This window comes from Cupriavidus necator A5-1, assembly GCF_000744095.1.
In the GTDB taxonomy this organism is placed as follows: domain Bacteria; phylum Pseudomonadota; class Gammaproteobacteria; order Burkholderiales; family Burkholderiaceae; genus Cupriavidus; species Cupriavidus necator_A.
Genome location: NZ_JQLI01000001.1, coordinates 4,089,117 through 4,111,221, shown reverse-complemented (window position 1 = coordinate 4,111,221; position 22,105 = coordinate 4,089,117). Strand labels below are relative to the sequence as shown.

15 protein-coding genes and 2 pseudogenes are annotated in these 22,105 nt (G+C 67.3%); 2 read left to right on the top strand and 15 right to left on the bottom strand.

What is annotated here, in order from left to right:
* Positions 1-2 precede the first annotated feature (2 nt).
* The 5 genes from K307_RS18280 to K307_RS18260 all read right to left on the bottom strand — a co-directional run bounded on the left by K307_RS18280 (position 3) and on the right by K307_RS18260 (position 5,665).
* Positions 3-1,631 (bottom strand): MFS transporter, encoded by a 1,629-nt coding sequence (locus K307_RS18280; RefSeq protein ID WP_042882266.1) that lies wholly within the window; start codon positions 1,629-1,631, stop codon positions 3-5.
* A gap of 5 nt (positions 1,632-1,636) precedes the next feature.
* Entirely contained in the window at positions 1,637-2,101 is a 465-nt protein-coding gene (locus tag K307_RS18275; RefSeq protein WP_042880192.1) for a DoxX family protein, read from the bottom strand.
* A gap of 27 nt (positions 2,102-2,128) precedes the next feature.
* Positions 2,129-4,069: an amidohydrolase gene (locus K307_RS18270; RefSeq protein ID WP_042880190.1), complete on the bottom strand. Its 1,941-nt coding sequence runs from the start codon at positions 4,067-4,069 to the stop codon at positions 2,129-2,131.
* 5 nt (positions 4,070-4,074) lie between these two features.
* On the bottom strand, positions 4,075-4,896 hold the full coding sequence (locus K307_RS18265) for an alpha/beta fold hydrolase (protein ID WP_042880189.1): 822 nt from the start codon (positions 4,894-4,896) through the stop codon (positions 4,075-4,077).
* Between the two features lie 82 nt (positions 4,897-4,978).
* Entirely contained in the window at positions 4,979-5,665 is a 687-nt protein-coding gene (locus tag K307_RS18260) for a hydrolase (protein WP_042880187.1), read from the bottom strand.
* A 334-nt stretch (positions 5,666-5,999) separates the two neighbouring features.
* On the opposite strand from K307_RS18260, the gene K307_RS18255 reads away from it, so the two are divergent.
* Both K307_RS18255 and K307_RS18250 read left to right on the top strand, forming a co-directional pair.
* Positions 6,000-6,659: a response regulator transcription factor gene (locus K307_RS18255; RefSeq protein ID WP_042880185.1), complete on the top strand. Its 660-nt coding sequence runs from the start codon at positions 6,000-6,002 to the stop codon at positions 6,657-6,659.
* Between the two features lie 143 nt (positions 6,660-6,802).
* Positions 6,803-12,043: a trifunctional serine/threonine-protein kinase/ATP-binding protein/sensor histidine kinase gene (locus K307_RS18250; RefSeq protein ID WP_042880183.1), complete on the top strand. Its 5,241-nt coding sequence runs from the start codon at positions 6,803-6,805 to the stop codon at positions 12,041-12,043.
* Between the two features lie 4 nt (positions 12,044-12,047).
* On the opposite strand, the gene K307_RS18245 is transcribed toward K307_RS18250, so the two are convergent.
* The 10 genes and pseudogenes from K307_RS18245 to K307_RS18200 form a co-directional block, all read right to left on the bottom strand.
* Positions 12,048-12,704, bottom strand: coding sequence for a methionine ABC transporter permease (locus tag K307_RS18245; protein ID WP_042880181.1), 657 nt, complete (start codon positions 12,702-12,704; stop codon positions 12,048-12,050).
* 37 nt (positions 12,705-12,741) lie between these two features.
* A pseudogene (locus K307_RS18240) lies at positions 12,742-13,518 on the bottom strand (methionine ABC transporter ATP-binding protein); the annotation flags it as partial.
* Between the two features lie 10 nt (positions 13,519-13,528).
* The gene (locus tag K307_RS18235; protein WP_419187156.1) at positions 13,529-14,287 is read right to left on the bottom strand and encodes a MetQ/NlpA family ABC transporter substrate-binding protein; all 759 of its coding nucleotides are present in this window, start codon (positions 14,285-14,287) and stop codon (positions 13,529-13,531) included.
* A 147-nt stretch (positions 14,288-14,434) separates the two neighbouring features.
* A complete protein-coding gene (locus tag K307_RS18230) occupies positions 14,435-15,775 on the bottom strand; it encodes an LLM class flavin-dependent oxidoreductase (protein WP_042880175.1) in 1,341 nt (446 codons plus the stop codon).
* Positions 15,776-15,798: 23 nt separating this feature from the next.
* Positions 15,799-17,016 (bottom strand): acyl-CoA dehydrogenase family protein, encoded by a 1,218-nt coding sequence (locus tag K307_RS18225; RefSeq protein ID WP_042880172.1) that lies wholly within the window; start codon positions 17,014-17,016, stop codon positions 15,799-15,801.
* Between the two features lie 463 nt (positions 17,017-17,479).
* The gene (locus K307_RS18220; RefSeq protein ID WP_051975073.1) at positions 17,480-18,685 is read right to left on the bottom strand and encodes a porin; all 1,206 of its coding nucleotides are present in this window, start codon (positions 18,683-18,685) and stop codon (positions 17,480-17,482) included.
* A 182-nt stretch (positions 18,686-18,867) separates the two neighbouring features.
* Complete coding sequence (locus tag K307_RS18215; RefSeq protein ID WP_042880170.1) at positions 18,868-19,437, bottom strand: RBBP9/YdeN family alpha/beta hydrolase; 570 nt, start codon at positions 19,435-19,437, stop codon at positions 18,868-18,870.
* A 119-nt stretch (positions 19,438-19,556) separates the two neighbouring features.
* Positions 19,557-20,399, bottom strand: coding sequence for a TauD/TfdA dioxygenase family protein (locus tag K307_RS18210; protein WP_042880168.1), 843 nt, complete (start codon positions 20,397-20,399; stop codon positions 19,557-19,559).
* Positions 20,400-20,572: 173 nt separating this feature from the next.
* Positions 20,573-20,959, bottom strand: a pseudogene (locus K307_RS18205) (zinc-binding dehydrogenase); the annotation flags it as partial.
* Between the two features lie 108 nt (positions 20,960-21,067).
* On the bottom strand, positions 21,068-22,069 hold the full coding sequence (locus K307_RS18200; RefSeq protein WP_042880166.1) for an AraC family transcriptional regulator: 1,002 nt from the start codon (positions 22,067-22,069) through the stop codon (positions 21,068-21,070).
* Between the last annotated feature and the right edge of the window lie 36 nt (positions 22,070-22,105).

Below are 22,105 nucleotides of genomic sequence, written 5' to 3'. Positions count from 1 at the left end.
AGTCAGTGGCGGGACGGCGCCGCAGGCAGGCCGACGCCGAGCAGGTGGCGCACGCGCGGTGGCGTCGCGCCGGTATGGAAGCGCGTGACCTCGCGCTGCAGGTCGGCATCGGCATGCGGCACGCGGCGGTGCTGGCGCAGGTGTTCGGCCCACGATTCGACCAGGAACCACTCGGTCAGCAGTTCCGGATCGGCCGGGTCTTCCATCACGCCCCAGTTGAACGCGCCGTCGCGCAGGCGTTCTTCCGAGAGCTGGTGCACCGCGCGCAGGAAGGCGTCGCGGTCATCCGCACGAACGCAATACTCAATCAGGATCATTACCGGGCCGCGGTCATGGGCGATCTCGTCAGCGCCTAGCGGCTCGGGCCAGTGCTGCGCGGGCCCAAGGTCTTCTTCGCCGCGCGGCAGCCGCAGGCGATGCAGCAGCAGCGCCGCAACAACCAGGCCGCCCGCGGCCACCAGCAGGCCACCGGAAATGCCCAGCGCCTGGGCGACAAAGCCCCACACCAGGCTGCCCGCCGCCATCGCGCCGTTGAACACCATCTGGTAGACCGCCAGCGCACGCCCGCGCACCCAGTTGGGCAGGATCGCCTGCGCCACGCCGCCGAGCGTGGTCAGCGCGGTGATCCAGGCTGCGCCGAGGAACAGCAGCAGCGGCAGCGCGACCCACACCGGCGGCGCGATGCAGAGCACGGCCATCACCACCGCGGTGACGATGGCCGAGAGCAGCACCAGTCCGTCGGCATCGAGCTTGCGCTGCAGCCGCGGCATCACCAGCGCGCCGAGGATCGCGCCGAGGCCAACCGCGCCCAGCAGCACGCCGTAGAGGCTGGCGCCGCCATGCAGCAGTTGTTTAGCCACCAGCGGCAACAGCGCCCAGATGCTGCTGCCGAAGGCAAAGTGCACGGCCGCGCGCGCCAGCACGACATGCAGCTTGCTGTGCGCGCGGGTAAAGCGCACCCCGGCGCGGAACGCGCCGAAGAAGTGTTCGCGCAGCGGGTCCGCCTCACGCGCCGGACGCTTCCACCACAGCAGCGCGGCGATCACGAAGACATAGCTGACAAGATCCACGCCATACGTGGTGGCCGCGCCGAACGCCGCCAGCAGCAGGCCGCCGGCGGCCGGGCCGATGGCACGGGCGATATTGACGCCGAGCGCATTGAGCGCGACGGCGCGCTTGAGCTCCTGCTGCGGCACCAGTTCCGGCACGATCGATTGCCAGGTCGGGCCCATCATCGCCGCGCCGATGCCGCCGAGGAAGGCCATGCCGATCAGGATCTCGATGGTCAGCGCCTGGCGCCAGGCCAGCACCATCAGCGTGCCGCTGACCATGGCCAGCCCGACCTGCACCGCGATCAGGAAGCGGCGCCGGTCCAGGATGTCGGACAGCACGCCGGCGGGAATTGCAAGCAGGAAGACCGGCAGTGTCGCAGCGGCCTGGATCGTGGCGACTGCGGCCGGTGAAGTGGAAAGGTCGGTGGCCAGCCAGGCGCTGGCCACGTCGCGCATGAAGCTGCCGATATTGCCGAGGATCGTGGCGGCCCACAGCACCGCGAAGGTGGCCTGCGCCAGCGGCGCGAAGGTGCCGCCGCCGGCGGGCGCGGGCGAAGGGCGGATTGCTTGCTCTGCCATGCCGGTCACCTGTCCTTTTCGGTGCGTCCCTTGCGCTCGGCGCGTTCGCGCAGGTCATGCCACGCCACCAGCAGGAAGCCGCCGACCAGTCCAAGATGCTCGAAGAAGGCGTTGGCCATCATGAACCGCGCATCGGGCGGCGCCTGCCAGAAGCGGTTGGCGACGAACGTGGCCGCCAGCGTGAAGGCTGCCAGCGCCAGTGCACCGAGCCAGCGGCGCCAGCCGAGCAGGATCATGGCGCAGGCGCCGAGCTCCAGCGCGATGGTCGCTATCGCCATCGGCACGGCCGGTGACAGGCCGAAGTGCTGCATCTCCGCGATCGCGCCGGGGAAGTCGGCCAGCTTGACCAGCCCGCCCTGCAGGTAGGCCGCACAGAGCAGCAGCAGCGCGAGCCAGCACAACCAGCCAGGCAGCAGATGGGCGGCGCCACCGGCGGAGGCCGGCGTCAGCGAGGTAGTCGGTTCAGGCATGGCCGGTTCTCCGCATCAGGTTGAGGCTCAGAACGCCCAGCAGGAGCAGCCAAGCGCGCCCCAGAACGAACTCTCGTCAGAGGTCGGCACGCCGGAGGTCCAGGCTTTGGCATGCGCATGGCCGTGTACGCCGCACGAGCTGGCGCAACCGCAAGCGGTGTTCAGCGCCAGCTTGTGCGCCTGCGGCCGCGGCTGGTAGCCGCCGACGTGCCGCACCGGTGACCAGTCCGGCATCGCCGGCGTGATCTCGGGAGACAGCTTGCCGAAGTCGCCATCGCCATAGACCACCTTGCCGCCGAGAATGGTCATCACCGAGGTGATGTCCTGGATCTCGTCGCCCGGCACGCTGAAGTAGTCGGCGGACAGCACCGCCAGGTCGGCAAGCTGGCCGACCTTGATCTGGCCCTTCTTGCCGACTTCCGACGAGAACCAGGTATTGGCCTCGGTCCACAGCCGCAGCGCGGTCTCGCGATCGAGCAGGTTGGCCTGCGGGTACATCGGCATGCCGCCCACGGTCTTGCCGGTGGTCAGCCAGTACAGCGATACCCACGGGTTGTACGAGGCCACGCGCGTGGCGTCGGTGCCGGCGCCGACCTTGACGCCCTTCTCCAGCATCTTCTTTACTGGCGGGGTCGCTTCGGCGGCGCGCGCGCCATAGCGTTCGACGAAATACTCGCCCTGGTAGGCCATGCGGTGCTGCACCGCGATGCCGCCGCCAAGCGCGGCGATGCGGTCGATATTGCGGTCGGAGATGGTCTCGGCGTGGTCGAAGAACCAGTTCAGCCCGTCGAACGGAATGTCCTTGGCGACCTTCTCGTAGACGTCGAGCGCGCGCGTGATGGTCTGGTCGTAAGTCGCATGCAGGCGCCACGGCCAGCGCTTCTCGGCGAGCAGGCGGATCACGGGTTCGAGGTCCGTCTCCATCGACGGCGGCATGTCGGGACGCTCGACGCGGAAGTCCTCGAAGTCCGCCGCGGTGTAGACCAGCATCTCGCCGGCGCCGTTGTGGCGGTAGAGGTCATCGCCCTGGCCGGGCTTTACCTTCGACGTCCAGGTCTTGAAGTCGCTGAGTTCTTCCTTGGGCTTCTGCGTAAAGAGGTTGTACGCGAGCCGCACCGTGAGCTGCCCTTCCTTGTGCAGCTCCTCGATGATGCTGTAGTCCTCGGGATAGTTCTGGTAGCCGCCGCCGGCGTCGATCACGCCGGTGACGCCCAGCCGGTTGACCTCGCGCATGAAATGGCGCGTGGAGTTCTTCTGGTATTCGGGCGGCAGCTTCGGGCCCTTCGCCAGCGTCGCGTAGAGGATGGTGGCGTTGGGCTTGGCCAGCAGCAGGCCGGTCGGGTTGCCGCGCGCATCGCGCAGGATCTCGCCGCCGGGCGGGTTGGGGGTGTCCTTGGTGTAGCCCACCGCGCGCAACGCGGCGCCGTTGAGGATCGCGCGGTCGTACAGGTGGAGGATGAACACGGGCGTGTCCGGCGCGACGGCATTCAGCTCCTCCACGGTAGGCAGGCGCTTCTCGGCGAACTGGTGCTCGGTGAAGCCCCCCACCACGCGCACCCACTGCGGCGCGGGGGTACGCGCGACCTGGTCCTTCAGCATGCGCATCGCATCGGCCAGCGAGCGCACCCCGTCCCAGCGCAGCTCCATGTTGTAGTTCAGGCCGCCACGGATGATATGCATATGGCTGTCGATCAGCCCGGGAATGGCCCGCCGGCCCTTCAGGTCGACGACCTTCGTCTGCGCCCCGGCCAGCTTCATGATGTCCTGGCGCGTGCCGACGCCGACAAAGCGTCCGTCGCGGATGGCGACGGCATCCGCCTGCGGATTGGACTTGTCGAGCGTGGCGAACTTGCCGTTGACGAGGATGAGGTCGGGTGGGGTGCTTGCCTGCATGGCGAAGATCTCCGAAGAAGCCGCCGCGCCCATGGCGGCGGCGGAGGCGATGAATTGCCGGCGGGTGACTGACATAAGGCTTATGCGTTCAGGAAGGCCAGCAAGTCGGCATTGACCTGTTCGGCATTGACGACGCACATGCCGTGCGAGGCGCCCGGGTAGACCTTGAGCGTGGCCTGCCTGACGATCTTGGCGGACAGACGCGCCGAGTTGTCGATCGGCACGATCTGGTCGTCATCGCCATGCAGGATCAGCGTGGGCACGTCGATCTTCTTCAGGTCCTCGGCGTAGTCCACCTCCGAGAACTCCCGGATGCAGGCGTACTGGCCAACGATGCCGCCGGCCATGCCCTGCGCCCAGAACGCGTCGATGGTGCCCTGCGAGAGCTTGGCGTCCGGACGGTTGAAGCCGAAGAACGGCACCGCCAGATCCTGGTAGAACTGCGAGCGGTTGTCGGCCACGCCCTTGCGGATGCCGTCGAACACATCGCGCGGCAGCCCGCCGGGGTTGGCGTCGGTCTTGAGCATGATCGGCGGCACGGCGCCGATCAGCACGGCCTTGGCCACACGCTTCGTGCCATGGCGGCCGATGTAGTGCGCGACTTCGCCGCCGCCGGTGGAGTGGCCGACCAGTGTTGCGTCCTTCAGGTCGAGCGCATCGAGCAGCGCCGCCAGGTCGTCGGCGTAGGTGTCCATGTCGTTGCCCTGCGCGGGCTGGTCCGAGCGGCCGTGGCCGCGCCGGTCATGGGCGATCACGCGGAAACCCTGCTGCGCGAGGAACAGCATCTGCGCATCCCAGGCATCGGCATTGAGCGGCCAGCCGTGCGAGAACACGACCGGGCGGCCCGAGCCCCAGTCCTTGTAGAAGATGCGGGTGCCGTCTTTGGTGGTGACGAAGCTCATGGGATATCCTTTCCAGGGAGAGTGGGACGACGCTGTCGAACGCTCGCTTATGTCGAACGCTCGCTTGGCAAGCTCAGCGAGATCAGCGGGCCGGCACCGGCGCGACCGACTCGTGCGGCGTCGCGGTGCGTTGCGGGGCCTTGTGGACCATGGTGTAGGCATAGTCGACGCCCATGCCATAGGCGCCGGAATGCTCCTTGACCAGCTTCATCACGGCGTCATAGGTGTCGCGGTGGGCCCAGTCGCGCTGCCATTCGAGCAGCACCTGCTGCCAGGTCACGGGCACCGCGCCGGCCTGCACCATGCGCTGCATCGCGTAGTCGTGCGCTTCCTTGCTGGTGCCGCCGGAGGCATCGGCCACCATGTAGATCTCGTAGTTGCCTTCGAGCATCGCGCACAGCGCGAAGGTGGTGTTGCACACCTCGGTCCACAGGCCGGCGACGATGACCTTGTTGCGGCCATTGGCCTTGAGCGCGTCGCGCACCTTCTGGTCGTCCCACGAGTTCATCGAGGTGCGCTCCAGCGTCTTCTGGTCCGGGAACACGTCGAGCAGTTCCGGGTAGGTGAAGCCCGAGAACGACTCGCTCTCGACGGTGGTGATGGTCGTCGGGATATTGAAGATCTTTGCCGCCTTGGCCAGGCCGACGACATTGTTCTTCATCGCCTGGCGGTCCATCGACTGCACGCCGAACGCCATCTGCGGCTGGTGGTCGATGATGATCAGCTGGCTGTTTTGCGGGGTGAGGACTTCGAGCTTCGGATTGGACATGGTGTCGTTCCTTGGGACAGGGTTGAGTGCAGGGGCGCATTAGCGGCATCGCTGGATCCGCGGAGGACCGCAGCGCAGCCCGAATGGAAGACTAGTCGGCGCGCGCGCCCGCGGCCAGTTGTATGTTCGTATTAGTCGGCGCCGCCTCGGATGTGCCGGCCTGGTGCGCGGCGGCCGCAGCGCAGCGGGGAATGCGGGTGGCTGGCGAGCATCCGACTAACACGTTGGTATGAGTGGCTAGTGCGCCACTGCGCGCCCAACTCGCGGTCGTTGCGGTGCCTTACTTGCCGTATATAATCGGCGTCTCCCTTTCGAGCGCACTGGAGAACTGACCGTGACATCCCAAAGCCTGGAGCCAGCCGACGCCAGTGCGAGCGATGACGCGACGGTGCTGGTGGTGGATGACGATGCCGCGCTGCGCCGCGCGCTGGGCAACCTGTTTCGCTCGGTCGGCCTGAACGTCGCATTGTTCGCCTCGGCCGCCGAGCTGCTGGCGTTCCCCTTGCCTGACGCGCCCTGCTGCCTGGTGCTCGACGTCAGGCTGCGCGGCCCGAGCGGGCTCGACCTGCAATCCCGCCTCGGCCGGATGGGCATCCCCGTCCCGATCATCTTCATGACGGGCTACGGCGATATCGCCATGACCGTCGCGGCAATGAAGGCGGGTGCCGAAGACTTCATGCCCAAGCCGTTCCGCGACCAGGACCTGCTCGATGCGGTGGCGGCGGCGCTGGAGAAAGACCGCCTGCGCCGCGAGGGCCTGCGCCAGGTTGAAGCGCTGCGCGCCTGCTACCAGGCACTGACGCCACGCGAAGCCGAGGTCATGGGCCTGGCGGTGGCGGGCCTGCTGAACAAGCAGATCGCCGCCGAGATCGGCATCAGCGAGGTGACGGTGAAGATCCACCGTGGCCAGGCCATGCGCAAGATGAAGGCGCGCACCTTTGCGGAACTGGTGCTGATGGCGCAGCAGCTCGGCCTTTGCAAGGTCGGCGGCTGAGCTTTACAGGCGGGCATGAGGCGGCCGCGGGAGCGGGGAATGTTGCCGGGTGCGGCGGTTAGAATGGCACGGCAGGGCGATGCGGGTTTCCTGCCGGGATCTGCGTGAGCTTGCCCGCGGGCCTTCCGACCATCCTTGCATACATGACGTCTGGCAACAGCCCGCAGCGGGCATCCGAGCTGACCTTCGACCACGCCTGGCTGATGCGGGTGGCGCAGACCGTGCTCCATGTGTCGGACGGCATCAGCTCTCTCGAACTGTCCGACCCGCACCCCGACCCACACACGCAGGCCCGCTGGTTCGCCCGCAGCGCGCCGCTGCCGGCGTGCGAGCCGTTGCAGGACGAAGCGCGCTGGGCCGGGCGCCTGCGGCCGGAATGGGCGGCCGTGCCGGTGGCGACACTGCGTACGGCTGACCGCATGGTGGTGGTGTACGGGGCCGGGGCGTCTTCGACCCTGGGCGCTGCATTGACCGGGCAACCCATGCCCTTCGCGCGCTTTCTCGAACTTGCCATCGGCAGCGCGCGTGCCGTGGCGGCCGCGCACGCGCACGGCCTGCTGCACGGTGACATCCGGCCGCACAACCTGCTGGTCGACGGCAGCGCCGGCGTGCGCCTGACCGGCTTTGACCATGCCACGGCGCTGGACGTGATGCCGCCCGTCGTCCCGCATCCCGGTCCGGCTGCACTGCCGTATCTCTCGCCCGAAGTCGCCCGCCACGACCAGGCGCGCACCAGCGCGAGGTCGGACCTCTATTCGCTCGGCGTCACTTTCTACCAGATGCTGACCGGCGCGCTGCCGTTCCTGGCCGACTCGCCCACGGCCTGGCAGCACGCCCATCTCGCCATCGAGCCGGTGCCGCCGCAGGCACGCCAGCCAGATATTCCGCCCGTGCTGGGTGCGCTCGTGCTCAGGCTGATGGCCAAGGACCCGGCGGACCGCTACGCCGGCGCCACCTTGCTGCTGGCCGACCTGCTGCGTTGCCAGGCGGACTGGCGCGAACACGGCGAGATCACGCCGTTCGCACTCGATATGGCGGGGGCGACCTCCACGCTGAACGTGTCAGGCGAGCTCTTCGGCCGCGAGCGCGAAACCGCGCTGCTCGCCGATGCGCTGGCGCGCGTCAGCCAGAGCGGCAAGTCGGAACTTGTGCTGATCGCCGGCGCCGCCGGCACCGGCAAGTCCGCGCTGGCGGCCTGGCTGTCGTGCCAGGCGGGACAGCAGGGCGTGCGCTTCGCCAACGGCAAGAGCGACCAGCTGCAGCTCGATATTCCCTACGCGCCGGTCGTGCAGATGATCCGCGCGCTGATGCTGTCCCTGCTGGGTGCGCCGGACGCCGCGCTGGCGTCGCTGAGGGAGCGCTGGCTCGGCGCGCTGGCGGGGCAGGGCAGCGCCATCGCCGAACTGGTGCCCGAGGCCGGGCACGTACTGGGCCGCACCGCGCCGCTGTCTGACGTGCCGGCGCAGCAGGCGCAGGCCCGCGCGGAGACCGCCATCCTGGCCACGTTCTCTGCCTTCGCCGACAAGGGCGCGCCGCTGGTGCTGTTCGCCGACGACCTGCAATGGGCGGATGCGTCGACCATCGCCCTGCTCGAGGCCTTCACCGCGCAACGGCCGGCCAATTTGCTGCTGATCGCCGCCTATCGCGATCACGGCCATGACGTCGAGCAGCGCTTCTCCTGGCTGCTGCATGCCAACCGCTCCGGCGCGCTGCCGGTCACGCGCATCGCCGTCAGGCCGCTGGCCGAGCCGGACCTGACCGAACTGGTGGCGGCGGCCCTCAACGAGCTGCCAGCGCGCGTGGAGGCGCTGGCGCACGCCGTGCATGCCAAGACCGCGGGCAACCCGTTCTTCTCGTACCAGCTGTTGCGCGCACTGGTCGACGATGGCGTGCTGACTTACCGCACCGACCGCACCGACCGCACCGACCGCACCGACCGCGGCGACCGCGGCGACCGCGGCGATGATGGCGCCGGCTGGGAATGGAGCGAGGCCGACGCGGCGCAGCACCGGTATACCGACAGCGTGGTCGACCTGATGACGCGGCGCTTCGCCAGGCTGCCCGGCGCGGGCACGGCGCTGCTGCAGCAACTGGCGTGCGTGGGCATGCGTTGCGAGGAAGGCCTGCTGGCGTGCGTGGCGCAGCTCAGCCCGCTGCAGGTCAGCGAGCGGCTGCGCCCGTTCATGGACGCGGGGCTGGTGGTGCGCGTGGCGGACGGCTACGCCTTCCAGCATGACCGTGTGCTGGAATCCGCGTATGCCATGACCGATCCACAGGACCGCCCGGCCGCGCATGCCCGCATCGCCGGCATCATGATCGAGCACTGGCAGGACCAGCTCGCCGGGTATGCCTTCGAGATCTGCAACCAGATCGAGCGCGCGGCCGGCCACGCCTTGTCGGAAGCGGAGCGCGTCACCTTCGTGCCGGTGCTGCTGCTGGCCGGCAAGCGCGCCAAGCGCAGCGCGGCGTTCGCGCAGGCCACGCGCTACACGGACACGGCCTTCGCGCTGATGCAGCCGTCGTGGTGGTCGACACACTACGCGCTCGCCTACGCCGCCAGCCTGCTGCACTGCGAATGCCTGCTGGCACAGGCCAAGCTTGAGCATGCATCGCGCCAGATCGATGCGCTGCTCACGCGCGACATGCCGGCGCCGGACAAGGCCGCCGTGCATCGCCTGAAGGCCAGCCTGCAGACCGTGCGCTCGGACTACGAGGGCGCGATCAACGCCGCGCTGTCCGGCCTGGCGCTGCTCGGTATCCACCTGGAGCGGGGCCCAACGCCGGCGCGCATGCGCGAGGCCTATGACGCGGTCCGGACGGCGCTGGGCACACGGACGATCGACAGCCTGGGCATGTTGCCGGCGACAGACGACAGTCGCACCCAGACCGTCATGGGCCTGCTGTCCACGCTGATCTCCTCGCTGTTCGTGCGTGACGGCATCAGCTTCCTGCACGTGGCCAAGATGGTGGAGCTGACGCTGGAGCACGGCGCCACGCCTGAATCGCCGTATGGCCTGTCCTGGTTCGGCGTCTTCATCGCCAGCCTGTACGAGGAATACGAGGACGGGCTCGCCTGGGGACAGGCGGCGATGGACCTGATCGACCGCCATGGCTACGAGGCCGAGCGCATCGCCACGCTGGTGGCGGTCGACCAGGTGAGCGCCTGGACCCGGCCGCTGTCCTACGCGCTGGGCCATGCGCAGCGCGCGGTCACGCTGGGCCGGGCCTCGGGCGATATCGGCATGGCCTGCTATGCCTGCAACCATATCGCCTCCGACCTGCTCGCCATGGGCGAGCACCTGCGGCTGGTGGAGGAAGAGATCGGCCGCGGCCTGGTGCTGACGCGGCTGGTCCAGTACCGGGATATCGAGCTGATCCTGTATTCGCAGCATCATTTCCTGCATCGGCTGCGCGTTGGCGACGAGGCCGCGCTACATGGCGAGGCCAGTCGCCAGATGACCATGGCACAGCGGGTCGCGCGCAGCATCTCGCTGCCGACCAGGTTCTGGATCTGGCTCTATGACGGCATGGCGTCGGTGTTCCGGCAGGAATGGGACAACGCAGTGCGCAGCCTGACGCAAGCCAAGGCACTGATCTGGTCGGCGCCGGCCCATTTCAACGTGTCCGATTGCCGGCTGTACCTTGCCATCGGGCTGGCGCGCTCGGCCGCGGCTTCATCCGATCGCGATCAGGTCATGGATGCCCTGGCAGCGCATCGTGATTGCTTCGCGCGATGGGCTGCACTGAACCCGCTGACCTTCCACGGCAAGCTGCTGCTGGTCGACGCGGAGATAGCGCGCCTGCGCGGCGATGCGCTGCAGGCGCTGGCATGCTATGAGCAGTCGGCCATCGCCGCCGCCGCCGCGGGATTCGTCCACGAGCAGGCGCTGGCGCACGAGCTTGCCGGCATGCTGTGCGAAGCCAGCGGCCTGCCGACGGCGGCGGCGCAGCATCTGCGCGCGGCCCGCGCCGGCTATCGCCGCTGGGGCGCGGATCACAAGGCCATGCTGCTGACCATGGGCTATCCGCAACTGGACGAGGCAGGGCCCGGCGAGACCGCCGCCGATGTCGCCGACAGCAAGCGCACCGCGGCGCGCTGGGAACTGGGCATGAAGGCTGCCAGGGCGATGTCCACGGAGATCGTCATGGACCGGCTGATCGAAACCCTGATGACCCATGTCGTGATCCATGCCGGCGCGCAGTACGGCCTGTTGCTGCTGATGCGCGGCGAGCAGCCGATGATCGAAGCCTCCGGCCGCGTGGTCGATGGCAACGTGGCGGTTGCGCTCGGCGCGGCGGTGCCGACCGAGCAGGCCTTGCCGCTGGCGGTGCTCAACAGCGTGCTGCGAACCCGGCAGACGCTGGCGCTGGACGACGCCATGGTCGACGCGCCGTCGATCCGCACCAAGGGCGCCATCCCCAACGGCTTGCGCTCGGTGCTGTGCCTGCCGCTGCTGCGGGGCGGCAGCCTGATCGGCGTGTTCTACCTGGAGAACAACCTGGCCCCGGGCGTCTTCGATGCCACCCGGATCGCTGAGCTGGAAGTGCTGGCACCGCAGGTCGCGATCTCGCTGGAGACGGCACGCCTGTACGAGCAACTGATCGACGAGAACAACCGCCGCGTCGCCGCAGAGATGAACCTGCGCACGGCGCGCTCGGAACTGGCCCGCACCTCGCATCTGACCGTGATGGGCAGCCTGGCGGCGTCGATCGCCCATGAAGTGAACCAGCCGTTGACGGCCATCGTGGCCAGCGTGGACGCCAGCCTGCGCTGGCTGAACCGGCCCAGGCCAGAGATCGCCGAGGCGCTGGAGGGGTTCACCGATATCAAGCAGGACGCCATGCGCGCCGCCGGGATCATCCGCGCGCTGCGCGCGCTGGCCAAGCAGGCCCCCGCGGTGCTCACGCCGCTGCAGCCCGACGATGTGCTGCGCGAAGTGCTGGGCATGGTGCGCGTGGATACCGACGAGCACAACGTCAAGGTCGTCACGCGCCTGGCGGCGGGATCGGCCATGGTGGAAGCCGATCGCGTCCAGCTGCAGCAGGTGGTGCTGAACCTGGTCACCAATGCGCTCGATGCGATGGCGCAAACGCCGGCCGAGCAGCGCGAACTGGTCGTGACCTCGTACCGGGAGCAGGACTCCGTCGTCGTCAGCGTGCAGGACCGGGGCGCGGGCATTCCGGACGAGGTGCTGGGCCAGGTGTTCGAGCCGTTCTTCACGACCAAGGAAGACGGCATGGGTATGGGCCTCGCCATCTGCCGTTCCATTATCGAGGCGCATGGCGGCACGCTGCAGGTCCGGGCCCGGCGCGGCGGCGGCAGCGAGTTTATGTTCCGCCTGCCGGTGTGCGAGGGACTGCCGTCGCTGGCGGGCGCGTCCTGAGCAGTCAGTGCCGGTGGTCGAAGCGGCGCGCCAGCCGCTCGCCGGCAAACTGCACCAGCGTGACCAGCGCCACCAGGATGACGATCACGTTGAACATCACCGCCGTTTCGTAGCGCTCGTAGCCGTAGCGGATCGCCAGGTCGCCCAGGCCGCCGGCACCGACCGCGCCGGCCATCGCCGACGAGCCGATCATTGCGATCACTGTCACCGTGGCGCCGCCGATGAGCGCCGGCATGGCTTCCGGCAGCTGCACATGGCGCACGATATGCCAGCGCCGGCACCCCATCGCCCGCGCCGCTTCGATCAGCCCGGCGTCGATCTCGTTGAGCGCCACCTGCGAGATGCGCGCGAAGAACGGGATCAGGTGGGCGCTCAGCGGCACGACCGCCGCCCAGGTGCCCATAGTGGTGCCGACGATCATGCGCGTGACCGGCAGCATCGCCACCAGCAGGATGATGAACGGGATCGAGCGGAACATGTTCACCAGCACCGACAGCGTGCGATGCAGGCGCGGACGCGGCGCCAGGCCGCCGGGCGCGGTCACCGTCAGTACGATGGCCAGCGCCATGCCGGCGACGAACACCACGGCGCAGGCGCTGGCCGTCATCAGCAGCGTTTCGCCGAGTGCCTTGAGGTACTTGTCAGCCAATGGCAGCAACACGGTTTGGAATCTCCTGTGCGGGGTTCTCCGGTGCGTCCGGCAGGCGCTGCCGCAGCGGCCGCAGCAGTGCGATGGTCGCTTCGGCTTGCGGACGGGCAAAGACTTGCCAGACCGGGCCATGCTCGATGACGCGGCCGTGATCGAGTACCAGCACGCGCTCGCACGCCTCGCGGATCACCGCCATGTCGTGCGTGATCAGCACCACGGTCAGCCCGAGCTGCCGGTTGATATCGCGCAGCAGCGCCAGGATCTGTTCGGTGGTCTCGGGGTCAAGGGCAGAGGTCGCTTCGTCACATAGCAGGATCTCGGGCCGGTGCACCAGCGCGCGGGCGATGCCGACGCGCTGCTTCTGGCCGCCCGACAGCATCGCCGGGTACGCCTGCGCCTTGGCGGCCAGGCCGACCAGGTCGAGCAGCCCGGTGACGCGCGTGGTGATCTCCTGCCGCGGCACACCGGCGACGCGCAGCGGCAGCGCCACGTTCTCGAACACGGTCTTGGCCGACAGCAGGTTGAAATGCTGGAAGATCATGCCGATGCGGCGGCGCAGCGCGACCAGGCCGGCTTCGTCGAGCTTGCCGATATCGGCGCCGTCGATGCGGACCTCGCCGGTGTCGGGCCGCTCCAGCATATTGATCGTGCGCAGCAGCGTCGACTTGCCGGCACCGCTGCGGCCGATGATGCCGAAGCGCTCGCCGCGTCCGATGGTGAAGGAGATCTCGGCCAGCGCGGGCGCGCTCGCGCCGTCGTAGGTCTTGCCGATCCCGGTGAAGACGATATGCGGGTCGGGTTCCCGCAAGGGCAGGCCGGTGTGCATGCCTGGCTCGTCAGAAGGCAGGGATCACCGATCCCTGGTACCGGGTCTGGATGAACTTGCGCACTTCGTCGGACTGGTAGGCCTTGACCAGCGGCGCCACCCACGCTGCGTTCCTGTCCTTCTCGCGCACGGCAATCACGTTCACATAGGGGTTGTGTTCCTTCTTCTCCACGGCGATGCCGTCGCGTGTGGCGATCAGGCCGGCCTGGTAGGCAAAGGTATTGACGATCGCGGCCGCGTCGACATCGGGCAGCGCGCGCGGCAGCACCACCGAGGCGCTTTCGACAAACTCGAGCTTCTTCGGGTTGGCCGTGATATCCGACAGCGAGGCGGTGCCGGTAAAGGGGTCGAAGCCGTCTCTGAGCTTGACCAGCCCATGGTCGCGCAGGATCACGAGGGCGCGGGTCTGGTTGCTCGGGTCATTGGGGATGCCGATCTTCGCGCCGTTGGGCAGCGCTTCCAGCGACTTGACTTTGCGCGAGTAGAACGCGATCGGCGAGATCAGCGTGTCGCCGACGTTAACGATCTTGTATCCCCGCTGCCGGATCTGGTCGCGCAGGAAGGGGATGTGCTGAAACGAATTGGCGTCGAGGTCGCCGTTGTTGAGTGCCTCGTTCGGGCTGGCGGTGCCGGTGATGACAATGGTCTGGACCCTCAGGCCCTGCTTGTCGGCGACGCGCGTGACGACCTCCCAGATCTCTTCGTCGACGCCGCCGCGCACCCCGACCTTGAGCGGGCGGTCGCTGCGTTGCGCGTGGGCATTGCCCATGGAAAGGGCGGTGAGCGCGAGGGCAATCGAAGCAAGGACGTGGCGTCGTTTCATGGCAGGCTGGGACGAGTTAATGAAGCACCAGTCTACGAAGCGCGCCGCGCCCGGTCCACGAAGGAATCCGCGATAGCAAATGCGGACTTCCGCTTACGCCGCAGCTTGGGCCAGCACGCGTCCTGCCGGTCTTTCCAGGCCCAGATGCGCGCGCAGCGTGGTGCTCTCGTACTCCGTACGGAAGATGCCGCGCCGCTGCAGGATCGGCACCACGCCGTCGACAAAGTCCTGCAGGCCATCCGGCAGCACATCGGGCATCAGGTTGAAGCCGTCGGCGGCGCCGTGGCGGAACCAGTGTTCGATGTCGTCGGCGATCTGCTCCGGCGTCCCGACGATCACGCGATGCCCGCCGCCGCCGGCGAGCTCGCGGATCAGCGCACGCACCGTCAGGTTCTGGCGCTGCGCCAGCGCCACGGTGGCGCGAAAGAACGTATGGTTGCCGTTGGCGGGCAGCGGCAGGTTGTCCGGCAGCGGCGCGTCCAGGCTGAGACGCTCCGCCGGGATGCCAAGCGTTCCCGCCACGCGCGTGAGGCTGTAGTCCCACGGAATCAGGTCGACCAGCTCGTCGCGGCGTTGCCGCGCCTGCGCCTCGGTGGCGCCGATGATCGTGGTCAGGCCCGGCAGCACCTTCACCGCGTCGGGTCCGCGCCCGAGGGCTTCGGCGCGCGCGTTGATCTCCCGCTTGTAGGCGAGCGACTCTTCGAGCGACTGCGAGGCGGAGAACACCGCTTCGGCATGCAGCGCTGCCAGCTCGCGGCCATCGGCGGAGCCGCCGGCCTGGAACACGACAGGACGGCCTTGCGGCGAACGTGGCAGGTTCAGCGGACCCTGCACGTCGAAGAAGGTGCCGTGGTGGGCAATCGGCTGCAGCTTGCCGGTATCGACAAAGCGGCCGCTGTTCTTGTCGCCGACAAAGGCGTCGTCTTCCCAGCTGTCCCACAGCGCCTTGACGATGCGGGTGAACTCGTCGGCGCGCGCATAGCGCTGGCCGTGCTCGGGCGGCGCGGCGCGGCCGAAGTTGCGCGCCGAGCCGGCATCGGCCGTGGTCACCACGTTCCAGCCGGCACGGCCGCCGCTGACATGGTCGAGCGTAGCGAACCGGCGGGCGATGTTGTAGGGCTCGTTGTAGCTGGTCGATGCCGTCGCCACCAGGCCGATATGCGTGGTGGCCGCCGCGACGGTGGCCAGCAGCAGGGTCGGTTCCAGCGCCGTGATCGGCCGGAAGTGGATCTGGTCGGCGATCGAGGCATTGTCCGCCAGGAAGATCGCGTCGAACTTGCCCGCTTCGGCGATGCGCGCCACGCGCACGTAGTGGCCGACGTCGAAGAACGCGCGCGGATCGCTGGCGGGCAGCCGCCACGCCGACGGCACGAAGCCGGCATGGAGCGCGTTGATATTGAGGTGCAGCTGTCGCCGCGGGTTGCTTGCTGTCATTGGGACTCTCCGGGGCGCCGCCCTCAGAACACGCGGCCTTCGGCCAGGTGCGTGGTGTCGCCGTTGAGGTGGTACGCGCCCACCACCCGCGCCTTGTGCAGCAGCGGGTTGTGGCTGAAGATCGTGCGCAGGTTCCGCCAGTGACGGTCGAAGTTGTGCCGCCGTGCAGTCGCCGATGCGCCGCCGGCTTCGAACAAGCGCTCCGCCACGTGCAACGCCAGCTTGCTGACCACCAGTTGCGTCTGCGCCGTGGCCAGCGCGCCTTGCAGCACCAGTGCCTCGGCGTCGTCCGCGCGCGCCAGCAGCGCATCGGCCGAACGGTCCAGCACGCGCGCGTTCTCGCGCACCAGCGCGTCGATGGCATGGCTGTGCGCGGACAGGTCGCCGATCACCTGCTGGATGAAATGGTCCTCGCGCGCAGTAGGCGCCGGGCTGTGCAGCACGGGGCGGCCATGTTCGAGCACATAGCGCCGGGCATCGGCCGAGGCATTGCGCACGATGCCCGCGGCCACTGCGACCAGGTGCAGCTGGCGCAGCGCGCCGCAATGGCGCCCGACCAGCGTGCTGTTGCCGCGCCGCGCCACTTCGTCGGCGAACACCTGCACGTCATCGAACACCAGGCTGCCGCTGGCCGTCATCCGTTGCCCCATGCCGTCCCAGTCGTCGACCACGCTGAAGCCGGGACGGTCGGTCGGGATGATGATGAAGACGTCGGCGCCATCGGCGTCGCGCACGTTGATGCGCGCGTAGTCGGCAAAGGCGGTGCCGGTGGCGTAGTACTTCTTGCCGCTCAGGCGATAGTGGTCGCCGTCGCGGCGCAGCGCGGTGGTGATTTCCCCTGGGCGCGACGTGCCGCGCTCGGTCGATGCACCACCGAAGACCGCGCCCTCGACGATGCGCCGTACCTGCAGGTCGTTGAACGCCGAGCGCGGCGCCAGGCGCAGCGATTCGGTCTGGTCGAAGTGGATGCGCAGCGCATGCGCGACATTCGATTCCTCGGCCGCGATGGTGGCGATGACCTCGAACAGGTCGACCAGCGATGCGCTCAGTCCGCCCCATTCCACCGGCAGCCGAAGCAGCCCGAGGCCGGACTTGCGGAACAGCGTGAAGCCCTCATGGGGCAGCACACGCCGCGCCTCGCGCGCGGCGGCGTCGACGCCGATCTTCTGCGCCAGCGCCGGCACCTGTTCCAGCGCGGCACGCAGCGCGTGCCGGGCATCGAAGTCCAACGGTGCGTTCATGAGTGATTCCCTCTCTGACGGATGCGTAGGGGCTCAGGATAGGGAACGGGGGCCGGCGGGGGAACGAAGGAAAGGCCATATCGATATGCGCAGGGACTTGCGCGGCGATGCGATCCAGAGCCAGACCGAGATGGCGACCGAGGCCTCGGAGCGCGGCAGGGCGTGGTTCATGGCGCGTTGTCGAAGACCAGACGGTCGGCCTGCACGCATGCCATGGCCGGATGCGCGGGTCCGAATTTGGAATGGACTACGCCTGCACCAAATCAAAAAGAGGATCCACAGGCCTATGCCCGTGGATCCTCTGAAGCCCGGAATGCCGTGGAAAATGTCGCTTAGCGGATGGTCGGCATTCAGGCGGAGACAACCTCTGCTAATGAAGCGCAACGCCAGGTCAGCATGAGCGGTTGGCTAGACCGCGCACGGCTGACTCAGCGACATGCGCGTCTTGCAGACCATCTGCCCATCAGAACTTGTGCCGAACGCCAATCGCGGCACCCAGCATGGTGCTCTCGCCCCTGCCCAGGGCATAGCTGTTGCCAAGCGCGAGGCTGCTGGCATAGCCATTCGCCGCCGAATCGAGCGTCAGGCCAGCGTTCTTGGAAAACGCCGTGGTCAGGTAAACGTCAGTGCGCTTCGAGAAGCCGTAGGTGGCAATGAACGCAACCTGCCAGGGGTTGGCAACGGACGTACTGCCGAACAGGTTCTTGATGTTGTCGTAGTTGTACTCGACCGTGAGGTCCAACGCGGGAATGACCTTGTAGCTGGCGCCGATCCAGTAGAAGTCATCCCGCTTGATCAGGACATCTCTCTGATCCTTGTTCATGTTCCAGCGGTAGCCGGCCATGATCTTGGCGGTGGTGCCGAACGTGTAGCTGGCCGCCACGGCAGCACTCTTGAAGGTGCCGGTGCCGGTGCCAATGGTCGGATTCAGCTGATCGTAGCCAGCGGCCACACCGAACGGCCCGCCGTTGTAGCTCAGTCCTGCGCCGTAGGCGGTGTCCCGACGGAACTGCCCGGGTACCTCGCCACTTCCACCCGATGCAACGCCCCCGGGTGCCGTTTGCGGCAAGGACAGTCCGGCACCGAAAGACCAGTGCGCCGAGGCGCTCAGCGGACCAAAGACACCCTTGTACTTCGCGGTGTTGTCTTCGCGGAAGTTCGGGCCGAGCAGCACTGCCGACGGCTCATACAGCGTTCCGTAGGCAGCCGGGACGAAATTTGCCATCACATCGAACAGCGACGTGTACTGGCGACCAAAGGTGATCTGCCCGTAGCGATCGCTCTGCAGCCCAACATACGCATTACGGCCGAAGATGCGGCCACCTTGCTGCAGCGTGCCGGTATCCAGGTTGAAGCCCGATTCCAGCACGAAGATTGCCTTGGTGCCGCTGCCCAGGTCCTCCACGCCGCGCAGACCCCAGCGGGAACCTGCCAGGCCGCCGGAGTCCATGCGGTAGACCCGGTTGCCCGGCCCCGGATTGAATCCGTTGGCGGCGGACGGCACCACGCCGACATGATTGACGTACTCGATGGCCACGTCAGCCACGCCGTAGAGGGTGACGCTCGATTGTGCCGAGGCCACGCCGGCGAACGTGCCCAGTGCCGCCAGGGCGATGAGCGACCCTGCCCATCGAGCCCGTCCGTCTGACTTCAGCGCTTCCCGTTGCATGACCCAATGCTTGTTCTTGTCCTTCCTCATCTGCAACCTTGCCTCCCCCGTCTGTGATTTTGGTTGATTCGCAATGACCTGGCTGCCGGGTTACCGCGGGCAGGCCGGGCCTTGCCTTGCCGTTGCCGCCATGGAACGGTCCCACGCGGGCTTCACCTGACAGCTGAAGCCCTTGCTGCTGCTTACAACTCCTGAATCAGTTCCTCCGCCATCGGCCACGTGCCATATCCATCGGCCGGCGAAAGATGACCGACGTGGCCGGCGTCGACGAAGCGGCTGCCCCAGTTCTCTGCAAGATCGCGGATTCGCTCGAATTTGCCGATCGGGTCATTGCGGCTGGCGACGACGATGCTGGGAAACGGCAGGCGCTCGCGCGGCACCGGCGTCCAGCCATTCCTCGTCAGCGTCTGTGGGTCGGAGTAGCCGGCGGGCAAGGGCGTCTCGTAATCAGGAGGTGCGGCCAGCAGCGCACCCTTGATTTCGCGGCTGGCTTGTTGCGCCCAGTGCACGGTGATCAGAACGCCGACGCTGTGGGCCACCAGGATGACCGGGCCTTCGATGCTGCTAACGACGCGATCCAGGTTGGCCACCCGCGCGCTGCGCAGCCTCGGGTCCTGGTCGATCTGGGGCACGATGTGTACGGCCCTGCCTTGCTTCTGCAAATGCTCGGCCAGCAGCGTTTGCCAGTGATCGGGCATGTGATCGCGCAGGCCCGGGACGATCACAACCGTCGGCAGCTTGTTGGAGGTCATGGTGTTCGAACTCTCATAGGTTAGACGTGGACGTCCCCGCGCGACGGCGGGATGCATAACGTTGCCAGCGTCTCGTGGTCATGCGGTCGCGCCCATGCAATGCCGGGCGCGCACCGTCCTCAGAACGGGCGATCGCCCTTGATCGTGGCGCGCTCCATCCTGCGCGGCGCCGGCCAGTAGTCGCTCACCGCGTAGTGCTGTGTCGCCACGTTGTCCCAGATCGCCACGCTGTTCGGCTTCCAGCGGAAGCGCACCTGGTACTCCGGAATCGCCGCTTGGCTGATCAGGTAGTTCAGCAGCAGGCTCGCGCCCGGCGTCTTGTCCTGGCCGACGCGCACGTTCTCCGGGGTGTGGTAGTTGATGAAGTGCGTCGAGAACGGTCCCACATACAGGATCTTTTCTCCTGTCTCCGGGTGCATCCTGACCACCGGGTGGTCGACCAGGGGATTCTTGCGCACCAGTTCCTCACGCTCCTCCGTGGTCATGATCGCGCCGAACGAATGCTCGATCCCATGCTTGGCACGCAGGCCTGCAATCTTCTGCTTGATCTCTTCCGGCAGGTTCTTGTATGCCTCGACCATGTTCACCCAGATGGTGTCGCCACCCACGTCCGGGCACGAAATGCAGCGCAGCACCGCGCCCTTGGGCGGGCTCGCGCGCCACGACGCATCGGTGTGGTAGGTATTCTCGAAGTGATCCCGCTTGTCGCTCTTGTAGATCTCGATCAGTCCCGGGTACCCCGGCACCGTATTGTTGACAGGGTGGTCTTCCAACTCACCGAAGCGCCTGGCGAATGCAACATGGTCGGCGCGCGTGATGTCCTGGTCGCGGAAGAACAGCACCCGGTGCTTCAACAGCAGTGCCTTGATTTCCGCATACAGCGTATCGTCCCGCGCCACGTCGGCGAGATTCACGCCCGACAGTTCGGCACCAATCGAGCATGTAAGGGGATTGACTTGCATAACGACTCTTCCTTTGGCGTGTGAGGTTGACAGGCCCGCCGGCCGGTAGCAGATAGCCTGGATTCGATTGTCGGCACTCGCGTCACCGCGCGCTTGACCCATCGCGCCACAATTTGGCGAGTCGCGCCAAGACCACTGAAAATGGCAACGCTTCAGCTGAGCGAGCCCAGCACTTAGTCGGCAACGAGCACGATCTTGCCCATGTGCTGGCTGCTCGCGATGTACGCGTAGGCGTCGGCGATCGCATCCATCGGGAAGGTGCGGTCGATCGGGAGCCGAAGCTTGCCTTCGCGGAAGAATGGAAGCAGGTCGCGTGCGCACGCCTGGATGCAATCGAGGCGTTCCTGCTCGCGGCGCGTGCGGAACCTCGCCCCGATCAGCTTCAGGCGATTCAGCCACAACAGGTTGATATCGACCAGCGCGGTGCTTGCCCCGCCCAGTCGCGCGAGATTGACCAGGCGCCCCTTTACCGCGAGGCTCTTGATGTGGTCCTCGAATGCCGTGCCGCCGATGGTGTCCATGATGACGTCGACACCACGCTTGTCTGTGGCGGCCATGATGACTTGGCCAATTGCGCCAGGCACGCGTAATCAGGAGTGATGTCGGGCCGAGGGTATCGATGCGGACCGGTTGTCAGGCGGTCCACGGTAGTGGCATGGCCAGCCTGCTCACATAAGCAGTTCGCCGCGCCAGCGCGTCGGCGACTTGCCGAATTGCGCGCTGAACCAGCGAGAGAAGGTGCTTACCTCGGAGAACCCGACCAGTATCGCGACCTGGGACACGGGATATCGACGGTCGCCAAGGTAGCGGCTGGCCAGGCCGCGTCGGACCTCATTCACCAGGGAGGAAAACTCTTCGCCTTCCTGCTCGAGCCGTCGTTGCAGCGTGCGGGCGCTCATGCCGAGCTTGTCGCCCACCTGGTCGATGCCGCTTCGGCCGCGCGGCAACAGCATGTGGACCGCGCGACGGACGTTGGACGCCACGGAAGCCTGCCTGCCACGCGAATTCTGGTCAAGGAACTCCTTGGCGTAGCGGGACAGGTTCACGTCGCCCAGCGGATTGGGCCGATCAAGGTCCTGCCGGTCCAATATGATGCCGTCAAAGTCGCAGCCAAAGTCGACCCTGGTGCCGAACAGCCGATGATGGATATGAAGGCTTGCGGGCGCGGCATGCGAGAAATGTACGCTGCGCGGCTTCCACCGTCCTCCAAGCATCGATTTCATCAGGCACAGCAGCGCGCCGACCGAAAGCTCAACAGGCTGCCTTCCCGGCTCGGGTCTCTCCGTAATCAACTGCTGATGGACGATGGCGATATCGTCGGCTTCCTCGACGTGGATGGAAACGGACTCGCTCAGCAGGTGACGATAGGTCTCCACCTGCCCCAGCGCATGACGCAGCGTCGGCTGGTGCTGTAGCAGCAGGCTGACGGGGCCGAAGTCAGACAGCCGCCACGCTTCTGCCATCAGCAGGCCCACTGAAGCGCAACTGGAGGCCTGCTCGGTGGAATCCAGCACCTTGGCCAGCCAGGCTTCCGGGACATGCAAGTCCGGCGAACGTATACAGGACCGGTCGGCCCCGACGTGGTGGATCATGCGCTCCGGGTCGACACCCAGGGTCCGGGCAATCTCGGAGAACTTGACCAGGAGGGCGCTGCGAATCAGGGTGCTCATGGGATCTCAGGCGAATCGTCGCCGGTCGGCGACGCG

What these genes read in the sequence shown, in the direction of transcription:
- K307_RS18280 (WP_042882266.1), bottom strand. Translation starts at nt 1,631, where the DNA reads ATGGCAGAGCAAGCAATCCGCCCTTCGCCCGCGCCCGCCGGCGGCGGC.
- K307_RS18275 (WP_042880192.1), bottom strand. Translation starts at nt 2,101, where the DNA reads ATGCCTGAACCGACTACCTCGCTGACGCCGGCCTCCGCCGGTGGCGCC.
- K307_RS18270 (WP_042880190.1), bottom strand. Translation starts at nt 4,069, where the DNA reads ATGTCAGTCACCCGCCGGCAATTCATCGCCTCCGCCGCCGCCATGGGC.
- K307_RS18265 (WP_042880189.1), bottom strand. Translation starts at nt 4,896, where the DNA reads ATGAGCTTCGTCACCACCAAAGACGGCACCCGCATCTTCTACAAGGAC.
- K307_RS18260 (WP_042880187.1), bottom strand. Translation starts at nt 5,665, where the DNA reads ATGTCCAATCCGAAGCTCGAAGTCCTCACCCCGCAAAACAGCCAGCTG.
- K307_RS18250 (WP_042880183.1), top strand. Translation starts at nt 6,803, where the DNA reads ATGACGTCTGGCAACAGCCCGCAGCGGGCATCCGAGCTGACCTTCGAC.
- K307_RS18235 (WP_419187156.1), bottom strand. Translation starts at nt 14,287, where the DNA reads ATGGGCAATGCCCACGCGCAACGCAGCGACCGCCCGCTCAAGGTCGGG.
- K307_RS18230 (WP_042880175.1), bottom strand. Translation starts at nt 15,775, where the DNA reads ATGACAGCAAGCAACCCGCGGCGACAGCTGCACCTCAATATCAACGCG.
- K307_RS18225 (WP_042880172.1), bottom strand. Translation starts at nt 17,016, where the DNA reads ATGAACGCACCGTTGGACTTCGATGCCCGGCACGCGCTGCGTGCCGCG.
- K307_RS18220 (WP_051975073.1), bottom strand. Translation starts at nt 18,685, where the DNA reads ATGCAACGGGAAGCGCTGAAGTCAGACGGACGGGCTCGATGGGCAGGG.
- K307_RS18215 (WP_042880170.1), bottom strand. Translation starts at nt 19,437, where the DNA reads ATGACCTCCAACAAGCTGCCGACGGTTGTGATCGTCCCGGGCCTGCGC.
- K307_RS18210 (WP_042880168.1), bottom strand. Translation starts at nt 20,399, where the DNA reads ATGCAAGTCAATCCCCTTACATGCTCGATTGGTGCCGAACTGTCGGGC.
- K307_RS18200 (WP_042880166.1), bottom strand. Translation starts at nt 22,069, where the DNA reads ATGAGCACCCTGATTCGCAGCGCCCTCCTGGTCAAGTTCTCCGAGATT.